Source organism: Spiroplasma endosymbiont of Sarcophaga carnaria (assembly GCF_964019595.1).
Lineage (GTDB): Bacteria > Bacillota_I > Bacilli_A > Mycoplasmatales > Mycoplasmataceae > Spiroplasma > Spiroplasma poulsonii.
On record NZ_OZ026456.1, the window covers coordinates 601797 to 620610 of the forward strand.

The 18814-nt window shown below is 31.0% G+C and carries 14 protein-coding genes; 2 read left to right on the forward strand and 12 right to left on the reverse strand.

Annotated elements, in window-relative coordinates; translation table 4 throughout:
• Nucleotides 1-68: 68 nt before the first annotated feature.
• The 6 genes from AACK91_RS03740 to plsX all read right to left on the reverse strand — a co-directional run bounded on the left by AACK91_RS03740 (nt 69) and on the right by plsX (nt 7974).
• Nucleotides 69-569 carry a hypothetical protein gene (locus AACK91_RS03740; protein WP_338964256.1) on the reverse strand — a complete coding sequence of 167 codons (501 nt, stop codon included), beginning with the start codon at nt 567-569 and terminating at the stop codon, nt 69-71.
• Nucleotides 570-580: 11 nt separating this feature from the next.
• Nucleotides 581-2791 carry a fructose-specific PTS transporter subunit EIIC gene (locus tag AACK91_RS03745; RefSeq protein ID WP_422397276.1) on the reverse strand — a complete coding sequence of 737 codons (2211 nt, stop codon included), beginning with the start codon at nt 2789-2791 and terminating at the stop codon, nt 581-583.
• 23 nt (nt 2792-2814) lie between these two features.
• Complete coding sequence (locus tag AACK91_RS03755) at nt 2815-5457, reverse strand: ABC transporter permease (protein WP_338964258.1); 2643 nt, start codon at nt 5455-5457, stop codon at nt 2815-2817.
• A gap of 57 nt (nt 5458-5514) precedes the next feature.
• A complete protein-coding gene (locus AACK91_RS03760) occupies nt 5515-6054 on the reverse strand; it encodes a hypothetical protein (RefSeq protein WP_338964260.1) in 540 nt (179 codons plus the stop codon).
• Between the two features lie 161 nt (nt 6055-6215).
• Nucleotides 6216-6962, reverse strand: coding sequence for a ribonuclease III (gene rnc / locus AACK91_RS03765; protein WP_338964263.1), 747 nt, complete (start codon nt 6960-6962; stop codon nt 6216-6218).
• A 7-nt stretch (nt 6963-6969) separates the two neighbouring features.
• Nucleotides 6970-7974 carry a phosphate acyltransferase PlsX gene (gene plsX / locus AACK91_RS03770; RefSeq protein ID WP_338964265.1) on the reverse strand — a complete coding sequence of 335 codons (1005 nt, stop codon included), beginning with the start codon at nt 7972-7974 and terminating at the stop codon, nt 6970-6972.
• Nucleotides 7975-8118: 144 nt separating this feature from the next.
• On the opposite strand from plsX, the gene AACK91_RS03775 reads away from it, so the two are divergent.
• The gene (locus AACK91_RS03775) at nt 8119-8904 is read left to right on the forward strand and encodes an IS1/IS1595 family N-terminal zinc-binding domain-containing protein (protein ID WP_338964267.1); all 786 of its coding nucleotides are present in this window, start codon (nt 8119-8121) and stop codon (nt 8902-8904) included.
• A 302-nt stretch (nt 8905-9206) separates the two neighbouring features.
• Here the strand turns inward: AACK91_RS03775 and AACK91_RS03780 are convergent, their stop codons facing one another.
• The gene (locus tag AACK91_RS03780) at nt 9207-11315 is read right to left on the reverse strand and encodes a polyribonucleotide nucleotidyltransferase (protein ID WP_338964269.1); all 2109 of its coding nucleotides are present in this window, start codon (nt 11313-11315) and stop codon (nt 9207-9209) included.
• Between the two features lie 109 nt (nt 11316-11424).
• On the opposite strand from AACK91_RS03780, the gene AACK91_RS03785 reads away from it, so the two are divergent.
• Nucleotides 11425-11751: a rhodanese-like domain-containing protein gene (locus tag AACK91_RS03785; RefSeq protein WP_338964272.1), complete on the forward strand. Its 327-nt coding sequence runs from the start codon at nt 11425-11427 to the stop codon at nt 11749-11751.
• A gap of 37 nt (nt 11752-11788) precedes the next feature.
• On the opposite strand, the gene dnaJ is transcribed toward AACK91_RS03785, so the two are convergent.
• The 5 genes from dnaJ to AACK91_RS03810 all read right to left on the reverse strand — a co-directional run bounded on the left by dnaJ (nt 11789) and on the right by AACK91_RS03810 (nt 18707).
• Nucleotides 11789-12928, reverse strand: coding sequence for a molecular chaperone DnaJ (gene dnaJ / locus AACK91_RS03790; RefSeq protein ID WP_338964274.1), 1140 nt, complete (start codon nt 12926-12928; stop codon nt 11789-11791).
• Nucleotides 12929-12994: 66 nt separating this feature from the next.
• Entirely contained in the window at nt 12995-14776 is a 1782-nt protein-coding gene (gene dnaK, locus AACK91_RS03795) for a molecular chaperone DnaK (RefSeq protein WP_338964276.1), read from the reverse strand.
• 29 nt (nt 14777-14805) lie between these two features.
• A complete protein-coding gene (locus AACK91_RS03800) occupies nt 14806-15426 on the reverse strand; it encodes a nucleotide exchange factor GrpE (protein ID WP_338964279.1) in 621 nt (206 codons plus the stop codon).
• Nucleotides 15419-16468 (reverse strand): heat-inducible transcriptional repressor HrcA, encoded by a 1050-nt coding sequence (gene hrcA / locus AACK91_RS03805; protein ID WP_338964281.1) that lies wholly within the window; start codon nt 16466-16468, stop codon nt 15419-15421. The genes AACK91_RS03800 and hrcA overlap by 8 nt, the downstream gene beginning before the upstream one ends.
• Nucleotides 16469-16565: 97 nt before the next feature.
• Complete coding sequence (locus AACK91_RS03810; protein WP_338964283.1) at nt 16566-18707, reverse strand: ATP-dependent Clp protease ATP-binding subunit; 2142 nt, start codon at nt 18705-18707, stop codon at nt 16566-16568.
• Nucleotides 18708-18814: the final 107 nt, after the last annotated feature.

Sequence of the window (18814 nt, forward strand, 5' to 3'; positions counted from 1 at the left end):
ACACAAAATTAGTTTTCAAATTGTCATATTGATGATTTTTTTTATTTCATCAAGAGTTTTCGACAAAATTAAAGATATTTTTTAATTGTTGTTTCAAACATTGCAAAATCAATTTGATAATTATCATCGACTCATTGTAATTGATTTGCAAGCAGGCGCCGTTTATTATTAATAATTGCTTGCCCAAATGGCCCATAAACTGGGGTTTGAACTAAGACATAATCATTAACATCTGTGAAAAATTGAATTAATTGATGCAACGCATTAACAGTTCCATGAACCAACTTAATTTTATCAACCGGAACGTTAACTTGATGTTGATGATAATATCAATTACTAATTGCTTGATAAAGATCATCACTAACATAACTATAACTATAAACTCCTTTTTTTGCGCGTTCCAAAATAGCATTTATAATTGGTAGTGGTGTCGTAAAATCTAAATCGGCAATTGATGAATTAATGATATTATCACCAGTTAGATGATAATTTTTTGCAATGTAAGTGTGATCTCATTTTCGTTCTAAATTTTGACTACGGTCAATGATAATATCAAAGTTATATTTCATTATGGTCAGTTTTACCTTTCGATCTTAGAATTATTTTTTCTCTGTTTATGATTTAAATATTGTTCTTGTTCCCTTGATGATAATTGTTTAAATTTTTTTAAATGCTGTTTTTTAACAACTGGAACAATTCCTAATGATAAAATATTAACTGTTCAAGTTTGAACTTTTTTCTCAATAATTGGTTTTGTCTTAATATATTTTAACCCTAATAATAAACTTGTTGATATTGCGCAACCAATAATGGCAAAGATTAATCATAATAAGATTGCTACCCCAATTGAGACGGTACCCGTTGTTGATTGGATCCCCGCCATTGTAATAAAACCACCACCAGTAATTGTTGAACCTAAATTAAAGGCTGCACATAACCCCCCCGAAACAGCACCACCTAGCATAAACGAAGGAATCACACGAAATGGGTCAGATAAAGCAAACGGAATTGCACCTTCAGTAATTCCTAACGATGATAGAATTCATGCCATTTTACCAGCTTCTTTTTCATATTGATTGGAAAAACGACGACCAATAAATGTTACTAATGCTGTAGTTCAACCAGTTCCAATTCCTGCTGCTCAAAAACAAGCATATGGTACCAATAATGTTGGGTTAGTTAATTGTCCCCCAGTAAAGGCTTGTGAAAATGATGCAAATGAGAAAGCTCATGCTACTTTATTAAATGGCCCGCCCAAATCAAAGACACACATCATTCCAATAATAATTCCTAGCAAGGCTGCTAAATTTGATGTTTGTAAAGTTGTTAACCCACTAAAAATAACATTAATTAATAAAGCAATTGGTTGCCCAATAACAAATAAAATTACACACATACTAATTAATGACCCTAACACAGGATATACAAAACAAGTTAAAACTCCTTGCATTTTTTGACTAACTAAATATTTTTTAAATAATTTCATCATATATCCAACTAGCATCCCAGTAATTAAACCACCAAGAAACCCAAGGCCATCAACAATTACTGTGCCATCAGCAGCGGTTTTTGTAACATATACACATGCTAAACCACCAAGAAACCCTGGTGTTAACCCTGGTTTATCAGCCGTGGCATAAGCAATATAAGCTGCTAGTACTGGTGCTAATAAAATACTTAAACTTTTTCCAGCAACATTACTTAAAGTATTTAATCAATTAGCATGTTGCACAATATAATCCGCTCAAGCAATTTGAATAATAATTGTAATTAAAGCTTGAATTGCTGTTCCAGCCACAATAACTGGTACTGCATAAGAAATTCCCGTTAAAACAGCATTTTTTAAACTAACAGCTCCCGCTTTAAAATGTAATTTAAATCAACCTTTCTCCTTTTTAGTTTTAATTTGTTTTGTTGTTGGAATCTGTTGATTTGGAAGTTGACGCATAATTTGAAATGCTTTTTTAAAAACACCATCAACATCATGCAATGGTTCACTAACCGCTACTTTTAAAATTGGAATATCAACAAACCGTTCTTGTTCACCAATAGCAATATCAGCCGCAATAATTAGTACATTGGCGTTTTGAATATCTTTTGGTGTTAATTTATCTTCAAAACCATTTGCTCCTTGTTTTTCAACTTTAACTGCATAACCCAAACGCTTTGCTTCATCTTCAATTTTTTTCGCCGCCATATAAGTATGTGCTACCCCAGCTGGACAAGCAGTAATTACTAAAACATAGCCCTTATAATTTTCTTTTGTTACAGTTGTTGGTTCATCTTCTGCTTGTAATAATGCCAAAATTTTTGTTTTATCGTTTTCTGTTTTTAAGGTTTGCCGCAGATCAGGATTTAATAATTTTTTAGCAACATTACTTAAGACTTCTAAATGAATATCATTTTTTTTATTCGTTGGAATAATTAAAGCAATTGCCACTTGAACAGCACTATTATCAAATGTTGGTCATGATAATCCAGTTTGATAACGGACAAAAATAACCGCTGGTTTTTTAATATATTTAATTCGTGCATGGGGAATTGCAAAACCATCTTCTAACCCCGTTGATGTTTCATGTTCCCGGGCTCATAGCGCTTTTGTTAATTTAAAAGAAAATGTTGATGGTTTAATTCATATTTCAAAATTAGCGGAAAAACGAGTTGAAAAAACCGAAGATATTGTGCAATTAAATGATCTTGTTAAAGTTAAGGTCTTAGAAGTTGATGGTAAAGGAAGGATTAAGTTACAGTTACTTGAAGTTTTACCAAAAAAATAATTATTAATTTCCATAATCTTTTCGTGAAAAAAACTAGTTAATTATTTGTTATAATTAAAAATAAGTTAGGAGATTTAATTATGAGTAAAATTGCGATTGACATAATGGGAACCAATTTAGGAATTAATCCAATTATTGGGGCTTTGAAAGTTTTTATGAAAAAATATCAAGATGTTACGTTTATTTTAGTCGGTAATGAAAGCGAAATTCAAACCGCGGTAACTAAAGTAAAATTAGATGCAACAAGTATTAATAAATAAATTAAGAATAAAATAATTTGTAAATTAATCGTTTGCTGTAACAATATTTTTAAGTTTTGCGTTCGATTATATATTGGCGAAGGTTGATATTGAGAAGGATTGGGTAAAACATTATAGTTGTTATTTTTTTCATAAACCCCAATATAATGATATGTTTCATTTTGAAGTAAAGATGAATATAATGTTGCTAATCGTTTTGGTGTTAAACGTTGATTATTATAACGATTAATTAAAAACATATTTTTCATTCCATTATCAAACTGATCAGCAACAACATAAAAAGTAACATTTTTATCATTAAAATTGCTTACTAAAATATCACCAATATTAACACCTTGTAAAAACCGATACGCTTTGTTAATAATAATTGGATATAATTGAACACGATAATTGGTTGGATCTCACTTTGGATCCTTACTATAAAACCAGTTTTTACTTTGAATTAACTTTTTCATTTCATTAACTTGCAAAATAGCATAATTAACTTTTGAACTAAAGCGATCTGCTTGTGCTGCACGTAATAAACTATCTGCATCACCACTTTGGTCAAAACTTTTTATTTTATTAAAGAATCAACTAATATCTGTTTTTTCTTCAACGTTCGGATAAAATAAATTAGTATTATTTTTATAATCATAAAACTCAATTGCATTTCCTGTTAAAGATTTTAACTTTTTACTACTAATAAAATTACGATAAAAAGTTGGGATTGATAAATTAATTGTTGACTCATCATTTGCCGTTTGATAACTTGTTAAAAAATGTTCTAAATTATTATAATTAATTGCTTCTTGCGCATAAAGACTTTGTGTATCAGCAAAAATTTCTGATTGATATGGTCCATAAATAATTGGTTGATACCCTATTGTAATAATTCCATCTTCATGACTTAATTCATTAATAAAATACTCGTAAACAGACCCTTGGATAAACTTTGTAATTTGATCATAATATTTGGTATCTTTACAATTTTGTAAGTATCATTCATAAGAATTAGCTTTAAACCATAAATGTTTTAACGAAGGAATAACAGTACTATCACCAACAAATGGTACACAAACTGGTGGTGCTGTTCCAACACTAGTATATTTTTTCAAAACCATTTCTTCCGTAAAAATTCTTTGTTGGGGATTTAATAAAAGATACCCCGAAACATTAGGATCTTTAACTGCATCTGGACTTTCATATACCAAGTAATCATATGGTGGGGTTTGACCAGTGGGATCATTATAGTTTGTATAATAACGGTAAAAATATTTCCAATTTGTATTTTCTTTTAAATTAAGATTGATCTGACTAAAATTAATAATGGTTGTTAAACCAGTAAACAACATTGCTCCCGTTAAAGTTGTTACAACAATTGTTAATAATAATTTCCATTTTGCATCTAAGGCAAACTTAAGACTAATCTTATATTTAAAATTTAAATGTAAAAAACCAATTTTTGGAATGTGCGTTTTTACCACTTTTGGTTTTAACAAAACTAAGGTTGGTCGTGACACTTCAATAATGATAAATAAGAACGCATAGGCACAAACAACTAAACTTGGCAATAAATACGTTCCAATAATTAATCATCACGGTGGAATTGAAATATAAGTTGTAAATTCTAAAAATCCTTGATGTGTAATATTTAGGATAAACGCAAAGATTCAACTCGTTATTAGTGATAACGAAGCAATTACAAAAATTAATAGTAGAAAACAAGATAATAGTAAAAAAGCAATTGTTCCTGTGCCATAACCCTGGGCTTTTAAATTTCCAATAATACCACGGTTAACAAATAACAATTTATTGACAATCATACTGATCATAATAAATGATGAAATTACTAATAGTAATGAAATCGCCACTAAAATTGACCAAATAATTTCTTCTTTATTTGAAATCAATTCTTTCATATGATTTAACGGGCTATACGCCCCGTTTGAATATGAAAAATTAGCATTATCATAAACATTTGCCATATCACTTCAACTATTTTTTTCTGCTAAAAAATCATTGTTTCATTGGTCCTTCGCCAATGCCGCATTAATTGTTACCCCATTACTCATAATTCGGGCTGCTGCTGCCATATTTTGCTGCAAACGATCATATTCATCACCACTAATTCATAAATACGGATTATAAATAAATGATGATTCATTCGAAGCACTATTAACATAAGCATTAGTTCCGAATCCAACAACACGATATTTAAATCCATAAATGGTAAAAGAATCACCAATTTTAATTTTATTATGCGAAGCATAAGAATTATTAATAATAATTGGTGGATAATCACTTGTTGCATTATAATCTAAAAAAGTTTGATAATCCCCCTTAACCATAATTGGTGTTGTTCAATAATACGGGCGATCACTTTGTATGTAAAAATTTTCAGCTTTAAAAATGTCATAAACCTGCATTGTTTCATTCATAATTGCTCGATCAGCAACCGAACCAATAATGACAGAATTTAATAAACGTAATTCTAACTAATAAATGCGTGGTTGGTTTTGAACAAAACTTTGATAAGCATCAGTAAAAACATTCGTATCAGTTGCTAAACGCGGATTATCTGGTGAACTAACAAACGGAATCAAACCATTAGGGTTTTTTAAATATCCCAGTAGTTCAACATAATCTGCTTGACTTAAAAAATAATCACTACTAGGTAAAATATTGCTTGTAAAATTTAAAACAACATTCCCCGTTGCTTTTAGTTGCTCAACAAAATAAGGATTTGAACTATTTAAATCAAGTCATTTTCCGTTATATGTTGGATCCTTTGTTGAATCTAAAAAAATTTGATAACTATCATTCGTTCCCTTTCGCAATAAAAAATAAGAACTTTCTACTTTTGTAGCATCAATTGTTTGGTTAGAATTAATATAGTTAATGTTATTTAATCCATATGATAAATTTTTATTATTTGAAGCAATTTTTAATTGCTCACTAAAGCGAAAAGAAATATTGGTATTATATAAGTTTTTTCCAATCACAGCTAATTGACTAGTACTTAAATCATTTGACATAATCATTCCTCCAAAAAGAGTAATGACGACACCCAACATTAAAAACAATCCCAAAACCTGAAAACTATTCTTGGTAAAATTTAATCAAAAATTTTTGAATAAATGTCTTATCATTAGTTTTCATCTCCGTATAATTTAATTTAATCATAATACATTATTGGTTATTTTTCAAAATTATATTTTGGATTTTTTGCTAATTTTTGTAAAGCGTCTCGTGCCGCTAATTGTTCTGCTTCTTTATGAGTATAACCATAACCCTCACCATAACGAATGCCATCAATTTCTGCCATCACAGTATATAAGACGCGGTTGCCTTCTAATGGTGGTGATTCTTTTACTAACTTATATTCCAGCGTTCGCACATCACCAGCCTGTAAAAATTCTTGTAATTCGGTTTTATAATCACGGATTTGGTCAAAAAAACCCGGACTTGAAACCATTTTAATTAAAGTTTGATCAATAAAAGTACGAACTGTTTCTTCTCCTAAATCAAGATATAATGCTGCTAACATTGATTCATAAATATCCGCTAAAATGCGATTTTTTTCATACCCTTTTGTTTTAATTTCACCTTTTCCTAACAACAAAAAGGGAGCTCAATTCATTTGCCGAACTAATTCTGCCAATGTCCCTTCACGAACTACTTTACTTCGTAAATTAGTAATTTCTCCCTCATTTTTGTCAGGAAAAGTTAAAAATAAATATAATGAAATTTCTTTTGCTAAAATAGCATCACCTAAGAATTCCATTCGTTGATAAGTATAATTCAAATTATTTTCATTAGCATAAGAATTATGGGTTAAAGCCTCTAAATAATATTTTTTTGTTTTAATCAGAATATTATATTGTCTAAAGAACCCTTTTAATTCTGCAAATAATTGGTCGGGTTGTTTATTTATAAACTTCATCGTAAAATTAATCCTCCTTTAATAATTTTGTCGTTATTTTTTGAACAAAATCATTAACAATTGCAGTGCGAGCCATTTCTAATGTACTAATCCATGATTTCTCATCACTGCTACCATGCGTTTTAATAGCAATTGCCTTTAACCCTAGTACTAAAGCTGAAGCATTATTCCGATAATCAAATGTTTCACGAACACCCCGGAACGCTTTGCGAAGGGATAATGCTTTTAATTTACGATAAAGATTTTTAGTTAATTCATATTTAATAACTGCCATTAAGTTTTTTGCCATTCCCTCTAACGTTTTTAAAGCAATATTCCCGGTAAAACCATCTGTTACGATTATATCAACAAGATTACTTGTAATATCCCGTGGTTCAATGTTTCCTTTAAAATTAACTTTATTATTGGCAGCCAACAATTTATAAGCTTCCTTATGATAGTCTTTTCCTTTTGATGCTTCTTCACCAATATTCAAAATAGCAACTGTTGGAGTTGTATTATGCATAATTGCTTGTGCATAAACACTAGCCATAATTGCAAAATTAACAAGATCTTGGGGCTCATTTTCTAAGTTAGCCCCAACATCTAACATTAAAACTGATTTTCCTTTTTTAATCGTTGGAATAAAAGGCATAAAAGCTGGGCGAGAAATTCCAGGAATTTCACCAACAATAAAATGACATGCTGCTAAAAAAGCTGCCGTTGAGCCACCCGAAAGAAAGGCATCAGCTTTTTGGTCATGTAATAATTCAGCAGCACGAACCATTGAACTATTTGGTTTACGACGAACTTCCATTAAGCCTTCTGTCATTAAAATAACTTCTGTTGTTGCAAAAATTTCATACCTTGTTGCATCTAATTTTACTTTAGTTACCGCGGTTTTAATTTCGCTTTCATTACCGACTAAAATAAACGTAACATCTTGATATTTTTTCATAAAAACTTTCAAAGCCCCAATAATTGGATTAATTCCTAAATTGGTTCCCATCATGTCAATCGCAATTTTACTCATAATTAAATCTCCTAACTTATTTTTAATTATAACAAATAATTAACTAGTTTTTTTCACGAAAAGACTTTAATTTTGTCGAAAACTCTTGATATTTATAAAATATACCTAAAATTAGGTATATTTTTAATATATAGAGGTAAATAAATGATGAAAAAAATAATTACAGAATTAATAAATAGCTTAACAGATGATCAATTTTTAGAATTTTATGAAAAAATAAAACAACAAGCAGACTTAATTAAAAAACAAAAACGTTTAAATGAAATTGATCAAAAATTTAGAGATAAAGGCATTATATGTCCTAATTGCAAATCTTTTCATTGTGTTAAAAATGGTCATAATTCCGAAGGAAAACAAAAATATTTATGTAAAAAATGTCGTGCTAGTTTTGATGCATTTCGTCATCATTTTACTTATTGAAGTCATTTAAATTATGAACAGTGAAATTTATTAATTCAAATTTCATTGTTAGGACAATCTAGTAAAATAATTTCTCGTTTTATTAAAACAACCCCAAAAACCGCTTGATATAATCGACAAAAATTAATGCAATCAAAACAATTAGAAAATACACAGTTAAAATTTAAAAAATTAAATGGTCAAATCCAAATGGATGAAACATTTATTAAAGAAATTCATAAAGGCAATTTTAAAGATAAATTTGATAAACGAAAAACTCATCTCGATCCATTTTCAACTGATACCAAATGCTGTATTCAAATGGCAGTTGATAGCAATAATAATATTTTTGTTCAATCCACCAATACCAAAAGATTACAAAAACAATGGATTATTGAAAATATGAATAAGCAACTAATTAAAGAAAAATCAATAATTATTTCTGATATGCAACCACTATATTTATTAGTAGCAAAACAAACAAATTCTACTCTATATTCCACCAAAACTAGTACAAACCCTGATACCTAGTTATCAAAAGTTAAATAAGATTAGTAAATTACAATCCAGTCTTAAAGAAGCCTTAATTCATTATCATGGTTTGGGTTTCACTAATATTCAAAATTATTTAAAGCTCTGAAAATGAAAATACCAACACAAAGGTTTAACACCAAACCAACAATCAACGGTATTATATTTTAACGTTTAAAAAATTTAAAGCAAAATCATAATCTTACACAAAATTAGTTTTCAAATTGTCATATTGATGATTTTTTTTATTTCATCAAGAGTTTTCGACAAAATTAAAGCGAAAAGATTATGGAAATTAATAATTATTTTTTTGGTAAAACTTCAAGTAACTGTAACTTAATCCTTCCTTTACCATCAACTTCTAAGACCTTAACTTTAACAAGATCATTTAATTGCACAATATCTTCGGTTTTTTCAACTCGTTTTTCCGCTAATTTTGAAATATGAATTAAACCATCAACATTTTCTTTTAAATTAACAAAAGCCCCAAACTTTTCAATTTTAACAATTGGTCCTGTCATTTCAGCACCAATTTCAACGGACATTGCAATTGCTTTAATTAATTCATAAGCTTTTTCAATTGCCGGATAATCCTTATGATAAATTGTTACTTGACCATCATCTTCAATATCAATTTTAACATCATCAGCTTTCTCAATAATGGCTGTAATCATCTTACCACCAGGACCAATCACTTCGCGAATTTTATCAACTGGAATCATAAATGTTTTCATTTTCGGCGCTGTTGGCGCTAATTGTGTTCGTGGTGCTGCAATCGTTGCTAAAACATTATCAAGAATTTGCAAACGAGCTTTTTTAGCCGCTAACAATGCTTCTTGTAAAATTGTTTCATTAATACCAGCAATTTTAATGTCCATTTGCAACGCACAAATCCCTTGTGCTGTCCCTGCCACTTTAAAATCCATATCGCCAAGATGGTCTTCCATTCCTTGAATATCAGTTAAAATGGTATAGTTATCATCTTCTTTTACTAATCCCATTGCAATTCCGACCACGGGTGCTGTAATTGGAACACCAGCGGCCATTAAAGCTAAAGTTGCAGCACAAATTGAAGCTTGTGAGGTACTACCATTTGATTCTAATACTTCTGAAACAATGCGAATTGTATATGGAAACACCTTTTCACTCGGAATAATCTGTAACAATGCTTTTTCCCCTAAAGCCCCGTGGCCAATTTCACGACGGGATGGTGGTCCCATCCGTCCTGTTTCACCAACAGAAAAAGGCGGAAAATTATAATGGTGCATAAAGCGTTTCCCATCTTCATCAGTAATACCATCAATAATTTGATTTTCCCCTAAAGCTCCTAATGTCACAACAGACAAGACTTGTGTTTCACCTCGTGTGAACAAAGCACTCCCGTGAACAACTGGTAAAATATCAATTTCACTAGTTAAAGGACGAATTTCATCAAGGCGACGATTATCTAATCGTGTTTTATCAATTAAAATTTGACGACGAACTTCTTGCCGAACAACATCATATAATGCTGTTTTTAGTTCCAAAATAATTCGTTGACGGTCTTTTTCAGTTATATCGTTTGCAATCGGATAATGTTCTAACGCTTGTTCAGTTAAACCTTGAATTGCTTCATAACGTAAAACCTTTTCTTTAATTTGTGCTGCCGCAATTAACTTTGTCGCATAATGTTCATTAACATACGCAATAATTTCGGAACGAACAGTAAATAATGTAACATCCATTTTTGGTTGACCAACTTTAGCAATAATTTCATTTTGAAAAGCAACCAATTCGACAATTACTTTATGACCCCTTAAAATTGCTTCTAACATTGTTGCTTCCGAAACTTCTTTCGCACCAGCTTCAACCATATTAATTGCATCAGTTGTTCCGGTCACAATTAATTCCATTTGACCCGTATTTAACTGCTCTAAAGTTGGATTAACAATAATGTTTTGTTTTTGATCAACGGTTAATAATGCTCCCGCCACAGGACCAGCAAACGGGATTTTTGAAATACCAAGGGCTAATGATGCGCCAAATAAACTAGCAATCCGAACATCACTATCATTATCAACAGCTAAAACATTAATGATAATTTGAACTTCATTACGAAAATTTTCTGAAAATAATGGTCGTAACGCACGATCAATCACCCGTGCTGATAAGGTTCCATATTCTGATGGTTTTCCTTCCCGTTTTAAAAAACCACCCGGAATTTTTCCAACCGAATATAACTTTTCTTGAAAAATAACTGTTAATGGAAAAAAATCAGTTTCACTAACCTTATTACTAACTGTTGCTGTTACTAAGACCACTGTTTCACCATAACGGATTAAAACAGCCCCACTGGCCTGTTTTGCTAATTGTCCATGTTCAACGATCAATTGTCGATTATTAATTATCTTTTTAAATACTTGTTTTGCCATCAAAACCCTTAATTCCTCTCTGTTATTTTAAACCTTTTTAATTTTATCACACATTATTTTGATATTTAAGATATGATATAAATATAGCAAAAAAGTTGAGGAACCTAATATGAAACAGCAATCAGTTTATATTGATAATCAAACCTTTGAAACAATAAAAGATAACGCCTACTTGTTGGATGTTCGAACTAATGTTGAATTTAAAACGTTATCTCAAATGCCAAATTCAACAAATGTTTATATCTTTGACTTGTTGCAAAACCCAAATCATTATTTGCCAGATAAAGAACAACTAATTATTACCCTGTGTAACGGTGGTAACCGCAGTGGTGAAGCCGCATTAGAATTACGCCAACTTGGCTACTTTAATGTTTATGTTTTAACAACTGGCATTTATGGTTATTATCGCTGAAAAAACAAAAAAAATAATAAATAAAAAGGATTTAAAATTAATTTTAAATCCTTTTTATTTATTATAAATCTTCATAGAAATTATCGATAATATGAAATGAACTAATATCTTTTAATTCTTGTAACTTTGTTTTTTCCTCAACAGATAATTTAGTCGGAATTGCAACAAGAACATTAACAATTAGATCACCACGTTTAGTAGATGCTGGGCCTTTAAAAAACCCATGGTTTGGAATACTAAAAACACTATTTGTTTTTGTGTTTGCTGGCAGTTTTAAATGAACATCACCATCAAAAGTTGGCACTTTAATTTCAGCACCTAATAAGGCGTCTAAATAAGAAACTGGTAAATCTAAGTGCAAATTATCATTAATCCGTTTAAAATATTTATTTGATTTAACAGTAATTTCTAAATAAATATCACCACGCGGACCATTATTTAAACCATAATTTCCTTTTTCACGAATTCGTAATTGTTGGTTTTCATAAATTGATTTTGGTAGTTCAATTTCAACAACTTCTTTCCCACGATAATGACCTTGACCTTTACATTTTGGACATTTACTTGTAACAACTTTTCCACGACCCTTACAATCAGGACAAGGTTGTTGCGATTGAATTACGCCAAATAAACTACGTTGTTCAATATTAACATATCCATACCCATCACAAGTTGTACAAGTATGAATATCTTTTTTCGGATCTTTGGCACCCGTTCCATCACACGCTTCACAAGTCTTATCAACATTTAAATCAAGTTTAACTTTTTTTCCAAACATTTGTTCTTTTAAAGTAACTGTTACTCGTGCTGCAACATTTTCTCCTTTAATTGGTTGGTTACTAAAACCACGACGTTTTTTAGCGCCCCCACCAAAAAAGTTTTCAAAAATATCACCAAAACCACCAGAAAAAATATCTTCAAAATCACCACCGCCACTAAAGCCTTGGCTAAAGCCACCAAAACCGCCAAAAGCATTTGGATCATTTCCGGCATAGCCAAATTGATCATAGTTCCGGCGTTTATTTGGATCAGATAATACTTCATAAGCTTCGTTAACTTCTTTAAATTTTGCTTCTGCATCCTTTTCTTTTGAAACATCCGGGTGATATTTTTTGGCTAGTTGGCGAAATGCTCGTTTAATTTCTTCATCTGTTGCATTTCGTTCAACACCCAATACATCATAATAGTCTCGTTTCCCCATTTTACCATCTTCCTACTTTCCTTCTTAAAGAAAAGATAACTAAAATAATTTTAGTCATCATTATTGTTATTTATCTTTCTTTTCATCATCTTCAGTAATTTCTGGTTCAGATTGTTCACCTTGGTGATCATTCATATGTTTTGAAGCTTCGGCCATTGCTTGTTCAAGCCCGGCCATTTTTGCTTCTAATCCGGCATAATCTTCTTTATCTAATAATTCTTTAATTTCTTTAACCATTTCTTCTGATGTTTTTAATTGTTCAGCATCCATTTTATCTTTGTTCGTTTCTAATGCTTGACTAATTACTGCAACATATGATTCAGCCTTATTACGTAATTCGATGTTTTTTAATTTTTGTTCATCTTTATCTTTATTTTTTTCAGCTTCATAAACCATACGTTGAATTTCTTCATCGGTTAATCCGCCACCATTAGTGATTGTAACAGATTGTTCTTTGTTTGTTTTTAAATCTTTTGCTGCAACTGAAACAATTCCGTTGGCGTCAATTGAGAACTTAACTTCAATTTGTGGCATTCCTTTTGGCGCAGGGTCAATTCCTGATAATTGAAAACGCCCCAATGTTTTGTTATCACCAGCCATTTTCCGTTCTCCTTGTAAGACATGAATGTCAACCGCTGGTTGGTTATCAGCAGCAGTTGAAAACACTTGTGCTTTTGAAGTTGGAATTGTTGTATTTCGAGGGATTAAAACAGTTGATACCCCTCCCAATGTCTCAATTCCTAATGATAATGGTGTTACATCTAATAATAAAACATCTTTTACATCACCAGCTAAAACTCCCCCTTGAATTGCGGCTCCAATTGCCACAACTTCATCAGGATTAATTGTTCGGTTTGGCTCTTTTCCTAATTCACGTTTAATCACTTCTTGAACAGCTGGAATTCTAGTACTTCCACCAACTAATAACACTTGGTCTAATTCACTAGCTTTTAATTTAGCATCCGCCAATGCTTTACGAACAGGTTCAACGGTACGATCAACAAGACTTTTTGTCATTTCATCAAATTTTGCTCTTGTTAAAGTTAAATTTAAGTGTAATGGATTACCATCACGAGCAGTAATAAACGGTGCCGCAATTTCTGTTTGTAATTGTGAAGACAGATTTTTCTTTGCTTTTTCCGTTTCTTCTTTTAAACGTTGCATTGCCATTTTATCTGTTTTTAAATCAATTCCATTTTCTTTTTTAAATTCTTCAACCATTCATTTAATGATAACATCATCAAAGTCATCTCCTCCTAAATGGTTATCCCCCGCAGTTGATAATACTTCAAAAGTTCCATCAGCTAAATCTAAGATTGAAACATCAAATGTTCCTCCTCCTAAATCATAAACTAAAACTTTTTGTTCTTTGTCAACTTTATCAATTCCATAAGCTAATGCCGCTGCGGTTGGTTCATTAATAATTCGTTCAACATCTAATCCGGCAATTTTTCCGGCATCTTTTGTTGCTTGACGTTGGGCATCATTAAAGTATGCTGGAACAGTAATAACTGCTTTTGATACTTTTTGTCCTAATTTTTTTTCAGCATAACTTTTTAAATAACGTAAAATTTCGGCTGAAATTTGTTCAGGACTATAATCTTTGCTATTAACATGCACTTTATCAGATGTTCCCATCTTTCTTTTAATTGAACTAATTGTATTTGGATTAGTTACTGCTTGACGTTTTGCAGCATCTCCAACAATAATTTCCTCATTTTTAAATGAAACAACCGATGGTGTTGTACGTTGTCCTTCTGGGTTTTCTAAAACTTTAAATTCGTTTCCTTCCATAACAGCAACACATGAATTCGTTGTTCCTAAATCAATTCCAATAATTTTTGACATAATATCTTTCCTTCCTCTCTCCAATATTGTTATTTTGCTACCTGCACTGATGCATGTCTTAAAACACGATCATGAATCATATATCCTTTTTGCATAATTTGAACAATGCATCCTGAATCAACATCAGTTGATTCAACAATCTCAATTGCCGCATGAAGATTAGAATTAAAATGTTCACCAACTTTTGTATCCATTGCAGTAATTCCTTCTTCTTCGAAAACCGTTTTAAATATATGGTGAATAATTTCAAATCCAGTTAAAAAGTTTTTAACCTCTGGAGTTACATTTGTAACTTGTAATGCCCGCTCAAAGTTATCTAGGGTCGGCAGTAATTTTTCTGCCATTCCGGCGGCACGATAACGTTTAATATCATCTACTTCAGTGTGAATTCTTTTTTTTAAGTTTTCCCCATCTGCTAATGCTAATAACTTTTCTTCTCGTAATCGCATATTATCTTTTAATAATAAATCAATTTCTTGTTCTAAATCTTCAATAATAGCCAAGTTATTTGTTTCAGCTGTCGGTGTTCCAGCTTCTGATGATGCTGTTTCCGAAGGTGTTGCTTGCGTATTAGCCAATTCTTTCCGTAGTTTTTCAATTTTTTCTTTTAATTGGTTTGGTGAAGATTTGCCATTTTGTTCATTATTCATTAATCTCAACCTTTCTATCTTCTTTTTGATATGCTTCTCTAATACGGTTTGCTAATCACTCTAACACTTCATAGAGCTTATCATATTCCAAGCGCTTTGGTCCCACCAAAGCAATGCCCACTTCTTGCATATCATCAACTTTATATGTTGTTGTTAATAATGCCATATCGTCATTATTAAATCCTGTTTCACTTCCAATTTGGATTGAAACCAAGTCTTCATTTGGGTTATCTTGTTGTTTTTTAAAATAATCAAATGGGGAAATTGTTTCAATAAGGCGAATAATTTGTTTAATTCGTTCCGGATTATTATATTCCGGATTTTGTAACATATATTGTAAACCATGTGTTGAATAACTTGGTTTAACAATGCTTGTTAAAGCATTCGCAAATTGTTTTAAAATATATTCATAATGTTTAACTTGTTGTTCTAAAACTGGTCGAATAACATCAAATTTAGCAGTAATATCCGTTATTTTAGTGTTTTCTAACCGGCTATTAAATAGTTCGACTGAAATTTGTAAATCATTAATTGAACTATTTTCATCAGTATTAAACAATTTGTTTTCAACGTGGCCGTTTTTTAAAACAAAGACAACAACCGCTTGCGTTGCAGAAATTGGTAATAACTCAATTTTCTTTAACATTTCTTCTTTAAAATTTGGCCCAACAACAACCGTTGTTAAATTTGTCATTTCACTTAAGATTTGCCCTGTTTGATCAAGAATATCATTAATTGACATATTACGATCAACAAATAATGCTTCAATTCGGTTTTTAATATCATCAATATTTTTCTCATCCATTAAATTATCAACATAATAACGATACCCTTTTGTTGATGGAATGCGCCCCGATGAAGCATGTTCTTTTTCTAAAAAACCTTCTTTTTCTAAAATTGCAGATTCATTCCGAATTGTTGCAGAAGAAGAATATATTAACGAAGAAGCCATAATAGTTTTACTTCCAACAGGTTGCGCTGTCTTCGTGTATTCTTCCACAATTACTTTTAAGATGTTTTCTTGGCGTTGAGTTAACATCATTAACACCTCCTAGTTTCAATTCTGATCTAAATTTGGCAATTAACACTAAATAGTGATAACAATAATATTATAAATTATCATTCTAAGAATGCAAGTGCTAATTTAATTTTGTACTGTTTTTAATGACCATTTCATTATTAGCAACATCAATCGTATATGATTTTCCCTCTTGAACTTCTTCGGAAATAATAGCATGTGCAATTAATGATTCAAGGTTTCGTTGAATGTAACGCTTAATTGGACGAGCTCCAAATTCACGATCATATCCTTCGTTTAAAATTTTTTCTAAAACTGCTTCTGAATAAGTAATCCGAATTTTTTTACTATTTTCAATGCGCTGAGTTAGTTCCGATAATTCTTTTTCAATAATCTCTTTAATCACTTCTTTCGATAAAGCATTAAAGGTTACAACATTATCAATTCGATTTAAAAATTCTGGCTTAAATTTTTTGGCCAATTCTTTTTGAATTAACAGCCCAACTCCTTCGTTGTTTTCATTCAATAGATATTCTGATCCAATGTTTGAAGTCATAATAATAATTGTATTTTTAAAATCAACCGTTTTTCCTAATGAATCAGTTAAACGCCCATCTTCTAAAATTTGTAAAAGAATATTCAGGATATCTGGATGGGCCTTTTCAATTTCATCAAATAAAACAATTGAGTATGGACTACGACGAACAGCTTCTGTTAATTGCCCCCCCTGTTCATAACCAACATAACCTGGTGGCGCACCAATTAACTTGCTAACAGAATGTTTCTCCATATATTCTGACATATCTAATCGGACCATCTGTTTTTCTGAGTTAAATAAAACATACGCTAAACTACGAGCAACTTCAGTTTTTCCAACTCCGGTTGGTCCTAAAAATAAGAAACTACCAATTGGTTTATTGGGATCTTTAATTCCACTACGACTACGAATAATCGCATCTGAAACCGCTTGAATTGCCTCATTTTGACCGCGAACACGACTACACAAAATATTATTTAAATTCAGTAATTTTGCTTTTTCGGTTTCAACTAACCGGTCAACAGGAATTCCTGTTCATTTTCCAACAATTGCCGCAATCTTGCGCTCAGTTACATCTTCTTTTAACAAGTGTGATTCAGAAGCACTTTTTTCTTGCTCATGTAATTGTTGTTCTAATTTTGGTAATAAGGCGTATTGAATTTCCCCCGCACGATTAAAATCACCGCGTAATTGTGTTTGTTCTAATTCTTTTTTTAATTGTTCAACTTCTGATTTTAAGTTCTTTAATTTAGTAATACTTTCTTTTTCGGAATTTCACTGAATTTCTAATTTTTCTTGTTTTGTTTTTAATGGTTTTAATTCATTTGCAATATCAACTAACCGTTCATTAGAAGCTTTATCCGTTTCTTTTTGTAACGCAACTTTTTCAATTTCTAATTGAACAACACGACGATTTAAGTTATCTAACTCGGTTGGCACCGATGCAATTTCCGTTTTAATTGTTGCAGAAGCTTCATCAATTAAGTCAATTGCTTTATCTGGTAAAAAACGATCAGTAATATAACGTGATGACAAGTTAACAGCAGCAACTAAAGCATTGTCATGGATTTTAACCCCATGGAAAGTTTCAAAGCGTTCTTTCAATCCACGTAAGATTGAAATACTTTCATCAATTGTTGATTCAACAACCATTACTTTTTGAAAACGACGTTCTAAAGCAGCATCTTTTTCAATATATAAACGATGTTCATCTAATGTTGTCGCACCAATACAGTGTAAGTCACCACGAGCCAACATTGGTTTTAGTAAATTACTAGCATCCATACTTCCTTGGGTTTTACCAGCCCCAATAATTAAATGTAATTCATCAATAAATAAAATAAAATCACCATTAGATTCTTTTACTTTATTCATCACTGCTTTTAAACGTTCTTCAAATTCTCCTTGAAATTTAGCTCCTGCAATTAAGGCTCCCATATCTAATTCATAAATTGTTTTATTTTGTAAATTACTAGGAATATCACCTTTAACAATTCGTTGAGCTAATCCTTCGACAATTGCCGTTTTCCCAACCCCTGGTTCTCCAATTAAAACGGGATTGTTTTTTGTTTTACGAGATAAAATTCGGATTACCCGGTTAATTTCATCTTCACGTCCAATAATTGGATCTAATTTTCCAGCAATTGCTTCTTTATTAAGGTTTTTAGTAAATTTTTCAAGAACCTTTGGATCTTTTCCTAGTTCATATTGCTGTGCAAATTCCATAAAGTACCCTCCTTTTTTAGCACTCTCACTCTCTGTTTGCTAATTTGATATTTATATCTTATCATAGTTGTTAGCAAAGTCAACTAAATAGTGCTAAAATTTTAAAA